The sequence below is a fragment of the Pseudaestuariivita rosea genome (assembly GCF_017592335.1).
Classification (GTDB): domain Bacteria; phylum Pseudomonadota; class Alphaproteobacteria; order Rhodobacterales; family Rhodobacteraceae; genus Parasulfitobacter; species Parasulfitobacter rosea.
On sequence record NZ_JACNMP010000002.1, the window covers coordinates 273,268 to 286,826 of the forward strand.

Annotated in this window: 12 protein-coding genes; 2 read left to right on the forward strand and 10 right to left on the reverse strand. The window is 58.2% G+C overall.

Annotation, left to right across the window (positions count from 1 at the left end):
* Positions 1–89 precede the first annotated feature (89 nt).
* The 10 genes from H7848_RS02915 to H7848_RS02960 all read right to left on the reverse strand — a co-directional run bounded on the left by H7848_RS02915 (position 90) and on the right by H7848_RS02960 (position 9,069).
* Positions 90–1,445, reverse strand: a complete 1,356-nt coding sequence (locus H7848_RS02915; RefSeq protein ID WP_208347793.1) for a glutamine synthetase family protein — start codon at positions 1,443–1,445, stop codon at positions 90–92.
* Positions 1,442–2,134: a type 1 glutamine amidotransferase gene (locus H7848_RS02920; RefSeq protein WP_208347794.1), complete on the reverse strand. Its 693-nt coding sequence runs from the start codon at positions 2,132–2,134 to the stop codon at positions 1,442–1,444. Before H7848_RS02920 ends, H7848_RS02915 begins: the two co-directional genes overlap by 4 nt.
* Positions 2,135–2,205: 71 nt before the next feature.
* Positions 2,206–3,489: a glutamine synthetase family protein gene (locus H7848_RS02925; RefSeq protein WP_208347795.1), complete on the reverse strand. Its 1,284-nt coding sequence runs from the start codon at positions 3,487–3,489 to the stop codon at positions 2,206–2,208.
* Positions 3,490–3,771: 282 nt separating this feature from the next.
* Positions 3,772–4,578, reverse strand: coding sequence for an ABC transporter permease (locus H7848_RS02930; RefSeq protein WP_208347796.1), 807 nt, complete (start codon positions 4,576–4,578; stop codon positions 3,772–3,774).
* A complete protein-coding gene (locus H7848_RS02935) occupies positions 4,575–5,459 on the reverse strand; it encodes an ABC transporter permease (protein WP_208347797.1) in 885 nt (294 codons plus the stop codon). Before H7848_RS02935 ends, H7848_RS02930 begins: the two co-directional genes overlap by 4 nt.
* A gap of 44 nt (positions 5,460–5,503) precedes the next feature.
* Positions 5,504–6,238 carry a transporter substrate-binding domain-containing protein gene (locus H7848_RS02940; protein WP_208347798.1) on the reverse strand — a complete coding sequence of 245 codons (735 nt, stop codon included), beginning with the start codon at positions 6,236–6,238 and terminating at the stop codon, positions 5,504–5,506.
* A 31-nt stretch (positions 6,239–6,269) separates the two neighbouring features.
* On the reverse strand, positions 6,270–7,043 hold the full coding sequence (locus tag H7848_RS02945; RefSeq protein ID WP_336512052.1) for an ABC transporter ATP-binding protein: 774 nt from the start codon (positions 7,041–7,043) through the stop codon (positions 6,270–6,272).
* Between the two features lie 322 nt (positions 7,044–7,365).
* Positions 7,366–7,806: a hypothetical protein gene (locus H7848_RS02950; RefSeq protein ID WP_208347801.1), complete on the reverse strand. Its 441-nt coding sequence runs from the start codon at positions 7,804–7,806 to the stop codon at positions 7,366–7,368.
* Positions 7,807–7,912: 106 nt separating this feature from the next.
* On the reverse strand, positions 7,913–8,629 hold the full coding sequence (locus tag H7848_RS02955) for a phosphate/phosphite/phosphonate ABC transporter substrate-binding protein (RefSeq protein WP_208347803.1): 717 nt from the start codon (positions 8,627–8,629) through the stop codon (positions 7,913–7,915).
* Positions 8,626–9,069, reverse strand: a complete 444-nt coding sequence (locus H7848_RS02960) for a tellurite resistance TerB family protein (RefSeq protein ID WP_208347805.1) — start codon at positions 9,067–9,069, stop codon at positions 8,626–8,628. The genes H7848_RS02955 and H7848_RS02960 overlap by 4 nt, the downstream gene beginning before the upstream one ends.
* A gap of 159 nt (positions 9,070–9,228) precedes the next feature.
* On the opposite strand from H7848_RS02960, the gene H7848_RS02965 reads away from it, so the two are divergent.
* Together H7848_RS02965 and H7848_RS02970 are read left to right on the forward strand one after the other, a co-directional pair.
* A complete protein-coding gene (locus H7848_RS02965) occupies positions 9,229–10,371 on the forward strand; it encodes an efflux RND transporter periplasmic adaptor subunit (protein WP_237072542.1) in 1,143 nt (380 codons plus the stop codon).
* 13 nt (positions 10,372–10,384) lie between these two features.
* Positions 10,385–13,549 (forward strand): efflux RND transporter permease subunit, encoded by a 3,165-nt coding sequence (locus H7848_RS02970; protein WP_208347807.1) that lies wholly within the window; start codon positions 10,385–10,387, stop codon positions 13,547–13,549.
* The last annotated feature ends 10 nt before the right edge of the window (positions 13,550–13,559 follow it).

Sequence of the window (13,559 nt, forward strand, 5' to 3'; positions counted from 1 at the left end):
CAGTGCGGCTTTAATCTGCTATTGGTTGTATAAAGTCCAAGGCTTTCTTGTCATATCTGAGTCATCGGCACCAAAACGCTTTGCGCCGGTCAAACATTCAGCAACAGATGTTCCCGTTCCCACGGGCTGATGACCTGAAGAAATTCGTCATACTCGGCCTTTTTGACGATCGAATAAACCCGGCAGAACTCGGGTCCTAGCAGTTCGTGTATCCGGGTTTCGGCGTCAAAGAGGTCCATCGCGGCATAAAGGCCACGCGGGATGTCTTCGTCGGCGTCATAGGCATCACCCCGAAAGACTTCAGAAGGCGTTTCCTGATTGATCAGTCCCAGATATCCGCAGGCCAGCGACGCGGCGATGCCCAGATAGGGGTTGCAATCCATCCCCGCCAGACGGTTTTCGATGCGACGGCTTTCCGGGGGCGAGATGGGAATGCGAATGCCCGTTGTGCGATTGTCCCGCCCCCATTGCAGATTGATGGGTGCTGCGTGATCTTTGACGTAGCGGCGATAGCTGTTCACATAGGGCGCCAGCAGCGCGATGACGCTTGGAAGATATTTCTGCAGTCCGCCGATAAAATGCTGAAATGCGGGGGTTTCGCTGCCGTCTGCATCTGAGAAGATGTTCTGCCCGTCCTGATCGGCCACAGAATGATGAATATGCATCGCACTGCCAGGTTCGCCTGCGATTGGTTTGGCCATGAAGGTGGCGAAACAATCGTGGCGCAGGGCCGCTTCGCGGATCAGTCGCTTGAAATAGAAGATCTCATCGGCCAGCCGCACGGGGTTGCCGTGGCGCAGATTGATCTCTACCTGACCGGCGCCGCCTTCCTGAGTGATCCCGTCGATCTCAAACCCCTGGGCTTCGGCAAAATCATAGATGTCGTCGATGACGGGTCCGTATTCATCAACCGCACTCATGGAATAGGCCTGACGGGCGGCGGCGGGACGGCCGGTGCGGCCCATCATGGGTTCAATCGCCTTGGCCGGATCGATGTTGCGGGCGACCAGAAAGAACTCCATCTCGGGCGCGACAATCGGGGTCAATCCGCGGTCGTTGTAGAATTTCACAACGCGTTTCAACACGTTGCGCGGGGCCATTTCGACGGGGTTGCCTTTCGTGTCAAAAGCGTCATGGATGACTTGTAATGTGCAATCAGCGGTCCAGGGCGCTGCTGTCGCGGTTGTCATATCGGGTTTGAGGATCATGTCGGGTTCGACAAAGCCTTCTGGTCCCGCCGCTTCGCCCCAGCCCCCGGTGATCGTTTGGAAAAAAATCGAGTTGGGCAGGAAGAAAGACCCTTGTTTGGCGAATTTCGTGGCCGGAACAGCCTTGCCGCGCGCGATGCCGGGCAGGTCGGGAATGACGCATTCCACTTCGTCCACGCGTTGCCCGTCGATATAGGCCTTGGCCGTAGGGGGCAGATTTTCGATCCAATCGGTCATTGTGGCCTCTGATCACGTTTCAGGAATGCGGCAAGCTGGTCTGCCAATATAGCCGCATCATTTGGAGTCTGTACTTCAGCTTCGGCCCGATCCATCAAGGCATCCGGATATGTGCCGGTGCCACGGCGGGCCTTGATGTAATCTGCGATCACGGGGTTTGTCAGTTCGGGGTGCGGCTGAACCGTCAGAATCCGATTATCATAGACCAGCGCCGCGTTGGCACAATGTGCGCTTGAGCCAATGACCCGCGCGCCCGCAGGCAGATCCACCACCTGATCCTGATGCCAGGCGTTGGCGGCAACAGACCCAAGACCGTCAAATTCATAAAGATGCCTGCCAATGGCCCAACCACCGCTGAATTTTTCGACCCGGCCCCCAAGCGCCTGGGCGATGATCTGATGGCCGAAACAGATGCCGACCATGGGGCGCCCGTCGGCATAGATATCGCGGATCAATGTCTCAAGCGGAGGAATAAAGGGATGGTTTTCATAGGCTCCGTGGGCCGATCCGGTCAAAAGCCACCCGTCGGCGTGATCTACGGTGCCGGGAAACTGCATGTCGACAACATTCCAAGTCTGAAACGCAAACCCGTGGCCCTCCAGCATGTTTTCGAACAAAGTGGAAAAATCGCCAAAGCAGGCCCGAATTTCATCGGGCGTATGACCGCATTGCAGAATGCCGATTTTCATGGGTGCCCCGTTTTCGCCCGTCTTTCGATAAAATACTCAATCCTTTGAAAAAGTGGAAGCGAAATAAGATGTTAGACAGCTTCGACGACGGCCAGCAGTCGGTCCTGGGCCGAAAGATCGGCGAATTTACGGACCTCTTGCAGCTTGGTGCGGTGCAGGTTGTCCAGCAGTTGTTGGGGAAAGATGCGGGCCAGAAACTGGTCTTCCAGCGCCCTGATCGCGCTTTGCCAGTCGGTGTGCAGGCCCGGCAGGTCCTGAGCGTAGGCGTTGCCGGTGATAGGCGCGGGCGGATCAGTGCGATCTTCGATCCCGATAAATGCAGCCCCCAGAATGGCGGCCAGCATCAGATAGGGGTTCACATCGCCACCCGCGACGCGGTGTTCGATCCGGCGCGCGTTGGGTGGACCAGCGGGGATGCGCAGGGCCACTGTGCGGTTGTCATAGCCCCAACAGGCGGCGGTGGGCGCGTGTGAGGCATCGACAAACCTGTCGTAGGAATTCTGGTGTGGTGCAAAGAACAAGGTTGACGGCGCCATGGCCTGCAGGCACCCGCCAATCGCGTGTTTTAAAAGGTTATTTCCCATGGCACTTCCATCGTCAAAGATGTTTTCGCCGCTCTGATTAAGGACGGAAAAATGCACATGCAGACCGTTGCCCGCATCCTGTTCAAAGGGCTTGGCCATGAAGGTGGCGATCAGCCCGTGTTTGCGGGCTAGACCTTTGGCTAGGGTCTTGAATAATAATGTATTATCGGCGGTTTGCATGGCGTCGCGGTGGATCAGATTGACCTCAAACTGGCCAGTCCCGCATTCCGACATCGCGGCCTGGGCGGGGATGTCCATTGCCTGACAACCACTGTATAAGTCGTTGAAAAAACTTTCAAAATGATCTAGCTCGGCTAGCGACAGGATGTTGTCCGACGGATAAAGCGCGGCACTTGCGGGTGCTGAAAGCTGGATGTCGCGGGCCAGATAGAACTCAAGCTCGGTCGCTGCCTGGACTGTCCAACCTTTTTGTTCATATTTATCAAGGATTTGTGCCAGGCAATGCCGCGAATCTCCGGCAAAGGGCTGACCATCTTCGCGATACATCCATTGCGGGATCAAGTGGCCGGGTTGGTCCAGCCAGGGCATGGGAACAGGGCCGCGGTCGGTGGGGTGCAACACGCCGTCTCGGTCGCCGGTGGCGAAGAGGAGCGGGCTGTTTTCGATGTCAGCGCCGAAGATGTCGACGTTCAGAGCCGACAGCGGCATCCTGTTGGTTTTATTGGCGAATTCCTGCGGCAGACGCTTGCCTCGCCACTGACCGTTCAGGTCAACGACACCGATGCGCAGGGGGGCGGGCTGATTGGACATGGGGCTTTGTGGCATAAGATTGAGGTCGCGGAAATACCCTGAAAACAACGGCTTGGCGCGTATTGTGTGTTTTGCCACAGGTGCGGGGTGGGGGCTGTGAATGAAACAAACGCAACGTCGTGAAAGTAAAGACACCGTGCGGTGGCCATATCGCATGTGCAAATCGCACATTTTTGGGGTTTTCAGAGGTGGCCCGCGGCGCGTTTGCGCCACCCTCGGGCCGGCGCTGCCCTCAGCTTTCTCTTACATCTGTTGTAACTACTACAGAAAGGGGCCCTAGTTCTAACGAATGATCTGCGGTCTGATCCGCAGTTTCGGGCGCTTTTGTTGGGGTAGGTGGCGGTTGAGGCGTGTGTTGATCAGGCTGAAGACGCCTATGATCGCCAGGGTCATCAGGATAAAGAAGACCGCTAGAATGGGATAGGGGACAAAGGGGTTGAAGGTCTTGTCCGCGAAATAGTTCGCATAATAAAGCGCATCGCCGCGCTGTTGCTGTGCGGGGAAGCCTGTGAAAAAAACCAGGGCTGTGGCGTGGAAAAGAAAGATCGCCTCGTTCGTATAGGCAGGCCAGCCCAGGCGCAGCATGGTGGGAAAGACGACGCGGCGAAACCGTTTCCAGCCGGACAGGCCATAGGCGTCGGCGGCCTCGACCTCGCCCTTTGGAATGGATTGCAGGGCGCCATAGAAAATCTCGGCCGAATAGGCGGCGGTGTTCAGAAACAGCACAACCAGCGCGCCTGCCCAGGCGTTTGTCAGCCAGCCCAGGCCGACGTCGGCCTGACGGAAGGACAGGAACAGGAAGTAGGCAAAGAAGAACTGAATGAACAGCGGCGAGCCACGGAAAATAAACACGAACCACTCGGACGGTTTGCGGACCCAGAACAGCGGCGATGCCTTGCCCAGGGCCACCAGCACGGCCAGGAAAAACCCGCTGATGAGGGCAAAAAGGCCGAAATAGATATTCCAGATCATGCCGGACCCGATCAGCGTGACCTGTTCGCATAGGGTAAAGTCACTGCGCGGCAGCAGGCGTTCGCCGTAGCCCAGGGACCGAAAGGCGTAGTCCTGAACGGTTTGCCAACAGCTCATGCGGCGGCCCTTCGCAGTTTTTCCCCACCGCTGGTCGCCTGACCGTGGTTCAGTCGGCGTGTCAGTCGATCAAGTACAATTTCCGATATCTTGGTAAAGGCCAGATAGAAGACCAGCAGCCCCAGAAAATACCACATGCGCCAATCGCCATGGGGGTAATCGGTGAACCGCGACGTCTTGGTGCCGCCCAGTTCGCGCGCCCAATAGACAATATCTTCGACGCCCAGAAGGAACAGAAGCGGCGTGGATTTGATCAGAACCATCCACAGGTTGCTGAGGCCGGGCAGGGCATAGACCCACATCTGCGGCACCAGAATGCGCCAGAAGCTTTGGCGGGTGCTCATGCCATAGGCGGCTGCGGTTTCCATTTGGGCCAGTGGCACCGCCCGCATGGCGCCGAACAGCACGTTCGCGGAAAAGGCACCAAAGACGATGGCAAAGGTCAGGACGGCCAGGAAGAACCCATAGCCTTCGTGCATCCATTGGGGCGCCGTATTGAGGGGTAGTTTGGCTGCGGCACAGACCACGAAATCATTGCCCTGTCGGATCGGCTGATCCCAGTCGGGGCAAAGCGCCTGATGTCTGATCCATTCAAAAAACTGATCAAGCGCGATGACGAAGAACAGAAAAAACGCGATGTCGGGTACGCCGCGGACAATGGCGATGTAGGATTTGCCAAACCAGCGCAAAGGCAGGAGTGCCGACCGCGCCGCTGCAGCCCCTGCAAAGCCAAAGGCCAGTGCCAAGGGGGCCGTCACTGCAAGCAACAGTAAAACCGTTCCAAAGCTGGCGTAAAAGGCCATGTGCTTCCCCGTTGTCAGGTAGCAGGCCATCCATTGCCAGTCAGCTAGCGTTGTGGGGTCGGTGCAAAATGAAAACATAAACCAAGTCAGGGTGAGGCCCGATCAGGGCCCCACCGTTCAGATTAGTAGATGGGTGCGCCTTCACCGAACCATTTGACGATCAATTCGTTCAGCGTACCATCTTCTTTCATCGAGGTGATGGCTGCGTCAAGCTTTGCTTTGAGTTCTGTGTCAGATTCACGCAAACCGATCCCGATGCCGTCGCCAAGTGGAACATCATCACCGATGAACATCAGCTCTCCGCCGCTTTCTTCAACGATGGGGGCCAGGAAGTCTTTGTCGGCGAAAACCGCGTCGGCTTCGCCATTGCGGACGGCAGCGATGGTTTCATCGGGGGTCGCGAATTCCAGCAATGTCGCACCGCTTTCGGCAACATGGCCCGCCTGGATCGTTGTGGCCTGCGCCGCAACCACGCCACCTGTGATATCAACGCTGTCGCTGGTCGCGACATAGGCCGAGGCCGCAGGTGGATAGTAGTTTTGGGTGAAATCGATAACCTCATCCCGTTCGTCGGTGATCGACATGCCCGCCATGATGGTGTCGTAGTTAGATGACACAAGGTTTGGGATGATCGAGTCCCAGTCGTTCATGACCCATTCGCAGGTCAGTTCAGCGCGGGCGCAAAGTTCGTCACCCACTTCGCGTTCGAACCCGTCCAGTTCACCGTTATCGTTGATGAAGTTATAGGGGGGGTAGGCGCCCTCGGTGCCCATGCGGACAGTGGTGCCGTGACCCGCGGCAAAGGTCATGCTGGCGGTCAGCGCCAGGGCGGCGGTTGAAAGAATTATTTTTTTCATTTGGTTTGACTCTCCTGTTGGCTTTTTTGTTTTAGGCCGCTTTGCCGGCAGACAGAAATTGCTGCAGGCGGGGGGATTGCGGCGTGTCGAAAACGGCGTCTGGTGCGCCTTCCTCTTCGATCAGGCCCTGATGCAGAAAAACGACGTGGTCGCTGACATCACGGGCGAGATTCATGTCATGGGTGACGATGATCATTGTGCGTCCCTCGGCCGCCAGGGCCTTGATCACGCGGATCACTTCCTGTTCCAGTTCGGGGTCCAGGGCCGAGGTGGGTTCGTCGAAAAGCAGCGCCTTGGGTTCCATCGCAAGGGCACGGGCAATGGCGGCGCGCTGCTGCTGGCCGCCCGACAATTGCGCGGGATAGACATCGCATTTATCGCCGATGCCGACCTTGTCCAGATACATCCGCGCGGCCTCTTCAACCTCGGCCTTGTCGCGGCGCAGGACGGTCACCGGTGCCTCCATCACATTTTGCAGGATGGTCATATGGGCCCACAGGTTGAACTGCTGAAACACCATCGACAGGTTGGTCCGGATGCGGATCATCTGCGCGCGGTCCGCGGGGTGCCGTGACAGCCCCTGACCTTTCCAGTGAACGGCTTCGCCTTCGAACAAAATCTCACCCTGCTGGCTGTTTTCCAACAGATTGGCACAGCGCAGAAGCGTCGATTTGCCTGACCCCGACGATCCGATCAAACATACGACATCGCCCCGTTTTGCAGTGATATCGACGCCCTTGAGAACCTCAAGTTCATCGTAGCATTTGTGCAAATCACGAATCTCTATGACGGGGTTGTCTGACACATGCGTTCCCATGTTAATGAGGACTAATAGTAGGGCGCAGTTTTCCGTCAAATGCAATGCTTTCATTCCGCTTGACGCAGCGAAAACCGGAAAAAATCGTTAAATATCGTGCGGAATGTTCGGGCGTTGCATGTTGATTGGGCAGGAATGAATGGGGTGAATTGATCACGTGGACTGATAACTTTTCCCTTTGGTGGGATTTTGTAGAAGGTGAAGCAATGTCAAATATCGAAACTGATCGGTCAGTGGCTTCGTTGAAATGTTATCCACAAGGCTTAAACCAGACTTTTGATGCCAGCTGATTATGATCTTAACCTGATCATTAAATGTTTTCGATGACTTGCCAAAACGCTGCCCATGTCTTTCTTTGTTCTTCGGGCATATCGCGATCGTTATCCTCATTCATGAGTTGCTGTGGGGTGGCCCAAACGATACTAAGCGGGCGTGCGGCATTGCAGAGTTGTTCCGATTGTTCGTCTGTTATTCTATTTCCAAGTATTTGCACCAAGCCTGCCTGACCAACGGGCACCTGCAGCATGTCATCAATATAACCTTGCAAATCGGCCCGTTTGGCGTCCTCGGGAAATGCGGAAATAAGCGCTTTTAATGCAGTCAAATCCTGATCCCGTGCACCTCCGCAGGCCCATTTTACGGTGATGGGCGCCAAAATGAAGTCAAAGCCAAAAAAGACGTTTATGTTGCGATCAGTTTGCGCTGATGCAACACAAGCCATCATGATAAGGTAAAAAGTGAACTGTTTCATCGCCTTTAACATTACGCGATCAATCAGGATAACGCTGTAACAGTCAAGTTGCAGTGGGTTCCCTGAATGTACCATGTGGCGGATTATCTATAACCGTTGTCGGCCCTTAGGCCACAAGATATGCGTCTGCTGAAATATCTATCAGACCGGCGATCCCAAGCGTTGTGCGGTCGTGATCGGGTAGATCGGTGATTGATTGGTGGACCGCGTCGAACAGGGCCTGTCTGTCGTGGCCAGGGCTTGTGATCAGGGGCAGTCCGGGGGTGGGCTGGGTTCGGGCCAGTTCTGTCAGGCCGTCGGTCTGGTCCCATTTGCAGATCATGCGCCAGGTGTGGGCGTCGATGAAGGCCAGGTCGGCCTGGCCGTTCAATACAGCAGTGACTGAATTGGCGTGTGCGCCGGTTTCTAATGTTGCCGAAAACGTAATGCCGTGGTGTCGCGCGAAGCTTTTGGCGGCGAACCAACCGGACTGCGACAGCGGGTCATTGTAGGCCAGGCGGGGTCTATCGAAAGGGTCTGCGTCGCCCGACTGACGTGCGATGACGACGCTGTTGTAGTACCCAGGGGGGCAACCGGGCAGGGCGTAGTCGGGCGTGCCGACCAGCGTGACCGTGGGGTGCAGTTTTTCCCGGTAAGGGCCGCCGCAGGTCTGGGCCAGAACCAGATCGGGGGCTATCCAGATATCCCACAACGGGCGGTCGCGGGTCAGTTCAGGCGGGGATGGAATGCCCAGATCCGTCAGATGCCCATGCACCAGGGCCCATAACCGGTCATTCGCATCCTGCGTCTGGGGCCGATCATACATGGGCAGGGCTGCGATCATTGATGGCGGGCTTCGACCCTTTGCCGTGCCAAGGCCGAATCGCGGTCACTGACCCCCAGCAAATTGGCGACCAGCCGCAAGAGGGCGTCTTCGGCATCGTCGCGTACGCCATCGGCCAGCGCCACATCCCAAAGCGCCTCAACCACGCCCGCGCGTTCGTCATAGACGACGGCGTCCTTGATGGCGCGGGTAAAGCGGACAGTGTCGGGCGCTTCGCTTTCCAGTGTTTCGGCATCGCCACGCAGTTCGGTCGCGCCCACCGGTGTCAGGCCATAGCGGGCCGAGGTGATCCGTTCGATCCGCTCTTTTTCCGAGGCTTCATATAAACCATCCGACTTGGCCACGCGCACCAGCAGTGCCGTCAGGGCCAGCCTGGCATCCAGATCATTCAGGGGTTCGGGGTCGGTCGCCAAAAGGCGTTTCAGGAAATCTGCAAACATGATGTTGATATATGTGGCATTTTTCCGGGGGCCAAGTCATTTGCGGAAATAACGGGCAATCCGGCTCAGTTGACCTGATCGTGAGCACATAATGCATTTGGGTGTGTTGCTGTTTGAACGAATGCCCTAAGTTCAATTTGAAAGTGGATGAGGTGGGCAATGCAACTGAGTCTTTCCAATATGTCGCGCATCGCCGTGATCACCCTGGCAGCGGTGTCTCTTAATGCGACGCCCGCGCTGGCGCAGGGCGGCCCGTCAGTTGTCGGTGTTGAAACGGTCGAGGTGCGAGAGCTGTCTGAAACCGTGCCGGTTTTCGGTGAAATTGTTGCGTCGCGCGAAAGTGATGTGGCGGCCCAGGTCAGTGGTTTGATTGCGACCGTTGATGTGCTGACGGGCGACAATATTCAGCAAGGCCAGCTTTTGGCGCAGCTGGATACGGATTTGCTGCAGATCGAACTGGATCAGGCCCAGGCGGCTTTGGCTGAGGCCCAGGCAGGTATCGCCGTGGCCCGCGCCCGCGTTCAGCGCCGCAGCAGTGATTTTTCGCGGATCGATTCCCTGCGCGGGACCTCGGCCTTTTCCGAGGGGCGCTTTGACGAGGCAACCGGTGATCTGGCCGAAGCGCGCGGACAACTGGCCGAAGCCGAGGCACGTCTGCTGAATGCTCAGGCGTCACTGGCGCAGGCGCGCTACAATCTGGACCGGGCCAGCATCACCGCCCCGTTTTCTGGTGTTGTTCTGTCGGTCAGTGCCGATCCGGGGCAGTTCATTCAGGTGGGCGCATCGGTGGCGCGGCTGTTGGACGTGGGCGCGCTTGAGGTCGAGGCCAATGTGCCATCGCGGTACATCGCTGCGCTGACGCCTGATCTGATCGTCTTGGCCCAGACCGAGGACGGGTATGAGGTCGACCTGAGCGTTCGCGCGATCCTGCCCACCGAATTTGCAGCGACGCGGACGCGGCCGGTGCGGTTCAACGCAATCTTTCCGGAAAATGGGCGCCCTGTGGCAGTTGGTCAGTCGATCACGGTTTCGATCCCTGTCGATACCCCGCGCGAAGTGCTGTCGGTCCCCAAGGACGCTTTGGTCCAGGGGCGCGGCGGCTGGACGGTTTTTGTGAATGACAATGGTACGGCCCAACCGCGGTCGGTCACAGTGGGTGTCGCGATGGGCGACCGGTTCGAATTGCTTAGCGGTCTGGACGAAGGCGATCAGGTTGTCGTGCGCGGCAATGAACGCCTGCGGCCCGGCCAGCCCATCCAGCCCGCGGATATGGCCGCGGCACAGAACAGCAGCGCAAACTAAGAGGCACGACGCCATGGACCCCATCCGCTTTGCCATCGAACGCCCCGTCGCCGTTATCGCGGCGGTTGTCATGGCCATTCTGTTCGGGGCCATCGCGCTGACCCGCATCCCGATCCAGCTGGCCCCAGACGTGCGCAATCCCATTGTCGTGATATCGACAGATTGGCCCGGCGCCGCCCCGATCGAGATTGAGCGTGAAATCGTCAATCCTCAGGAAGAGGCCCTGCGCGGGCTTGAGGGGCTGGATATCATGACCTCAAGCTCGCAAACGGGCGAGGCCGAGATTACGCTGGAATTCGCTATCGGCACCGATATGACCGAGACATTGTTGCTGGTGTCGAACCGATTGGACCGGGTCGGCAATTACCCCGATGAGGCCAGCGAACCGACGCTGAATACCTCGGGCGATGATGACAGCCCGATTGCCTGGGTGCTGGTCACAGCGGGCGAAGGCAACACAAGGCCTATGGCAACCTATGGCGATTTTGTCGAAGACGTCGTGAAAGACCGGCTGGAACGGGTCGAAGGTGTATCGGCGGTCAATGTCTTTGGTGGTGTGACCCGCGAACTGCAGATCGTTGTCGATCCGCGCCGTCTGGCCCGTTTTGGTCTAACGGTGCCCGAGGTCGTGAACCGGTTGCGGGCCGAAAACATCTCGATCTCGGCAGGGGATATCGAAGAGGGCAAGCGTCGTTATGTTGTCCGGGCCGAGGGCAGCCTGGATACGGTCGAGGCCATCGAAAGTGTGGTTTTACGGTCCGAAGCGGGCACCGGCGCCCTGGGCCGTGTTCGCGTGGCTGATGTGGCTGATGTGGGTTTTGCCTTTTCCGAACCCACCGCGCGCCTGCGGTTCCGCGGCGAACCGGGACTTGCCTTTAACATCGTGCGCGAACAGGGCGCCAATGTGATCGAGACGATGGAGGAAGTGCGCCGTGTGATCGACGAACTGGCCGTTGGCCCGGTGGCCGAACAGAACCTGCGGCTTCAGCAGGTCTATGATGAAACGATCTATATCGAGGGCGCGATTGATTTGGTCACGCAAAACATCTGGATCGGCGGGCTTCTGGCGGCGACCATCCTTTTGTTGTTCCTGCGCAGCCCACGCGCGACGCTGGTCGTGTCGCTGGCGATCCCGGTTTCCATTGTGGCGACTTTTGTGGCGATGGCGGCGACGGGCCGCACGCTGAACGTAATCTCGCTGGCTGGGATTGCCTTTGCCGTCGGCATGATTGTGGACGCGGCAATTGTGGTGCTGGAAAACATCTATCGATTACGCGAACAGGGCTTAAGCCGACGCGAGGCCGCCTATCGCGGTGCAAAACAGGTCTGGGGCGCCATCCTGGTGTCGGCCCTGACCACGGTTCTGGTCTTTGTGCCGATTCTGATCATGCAGCTTGAGGCCGGGCAGCTGTTCCGGGATATCGCCGTTGCGATCTCAGTCTCGGTCCTGTTGTCGCTGGTTGTCGCGGTCACGGTGATCCCCGCGCTGTCCAGCCGTTTGCTGAAAAAGGGCGAACAGGTCACTTTGAAGCTGCCCGGAATTGACCATCTTGCACGCGGGTTCAAGGCGCTGGTCATGATGTATATACGCGCCACGGTTCGTATCAGAACCCTTGGTATTTTTATGGTCGTCTTGATCGGTGGCACGGCTGCTATCGCAACTTATGTATTTTTGCCCCGTCTTGAATATCTGCCCGAAGGCAACCGCAATCTGGTCTTCGGTCTGATCATTCCGCCCCCCGGATACAATCTGGATACGACCGAAACCATTGCCGAACGCATCGAACGCACCGCCCAACCCTTGTGGGAGGCATCACCGGCCCTGGCACTGGAAGACGGCACGCCAACGGTCGACAACTTCTTCTTTGTCGCCACGCCCGGCAACAGCTTTGTCGGGGCTACAGCGGTTGATGGTACGCGCGTATCGGAACTGATCCCGATCTTGTCGGGGCCGATCTTTGCCGAACCGGGCACCTTTGGGTTCATGACGCAGCCGTCGCTGTTTGGTCGCGGTGTCGGCGGGGGCCGTACGATTGAGCTGAATGTGTCGGGTCAGGATTTGGAACAGATATTGGGTGTGGCCGGGCAGGCGGCGGGGATCGTCTCGGGCCTGCTGCCCCGGTCCGAAGGTCACCAGTTCCGTCCGATCCCCGGCCTTGAGCTGGGCGCGCCCGAGGTGCGATTGATCCCCGACCGGCTGCGCTTGGCCGATGCGGGGCTGGACGCGGGCGCGCTATCCATAACAGTCGATGCCTATAACGACGGTGTCCGCGTGGCCGAGATTACCGAAGGCGCCGACCGTCTGAACCTGGTGCTGATGGGCGACCGGTCGATGTTGTCGGACCTGCGCACGCAAGATATCGGGTCATTCCCGGTTGTGACGCCATCGGGCCAGATCGTGCCGGTATCAGCACTGGCCGAAGTCCGGGTGACGGCGGGCCCCACCGAAATTCGCCACCGCGACCGGCTGCGGACGGTCACGCTGGAAATCCGGCCGTCGGACGCGTTGCCGCTGGAGGCCGCGGTTGAGCTGTTGCAGGCCGAAGTCATAGACCCCTTGCAGGAACAGGGGCTGCCGCCCGGCATTCGGCTAAGCGTGTCCGGCACTGCCGACCAACTGAGCCAGACCTGGGAGGCCATTCAGATCAACCTGATCGTTGCGCTGATCATCGTGTTCCTGGTCATGGCGATCCTGTTTGAAAGCTTCGTTCTGCCGCTGGTCATCATGATCTCGGTTCCTGTGGCGGCGGCGGGCGGCGTTGGGGGGCTGGCGCTGCTGAACACGTTCCAGACGCAGCCGCTTGATATGCTGACCCTGCTTGGGTTCATCATTCTGATCGGGATCGTGGTGAACAACGCCATTCTGATCGTCCACCAGGCGCTGTATCATCTGCGCGACGAAGGGATGGACCCGATCGATGCGATTGAGGAAGCGACGGAAAACCGGATACGGCCGATTTTCATGTCCACGCTGACCAGCATCATGGGGATGCTGCCGCTGGTGGTTTTTCCTGGCGAAGGATCCGAGCTGTATCGCGGTCTGGGCGCCGTGGTTGTGGGCGGTTTATCGATGTCAGCCTTCCTAACGCTGCTGACGGTTCCACCATTGCTGCGGCTCTGTCTGGTCGCCCCGTCCGAGGATGAAGAGGCCTTGGCCAAACCTGCCCCCGCCGATTAGAGCTGCGCGC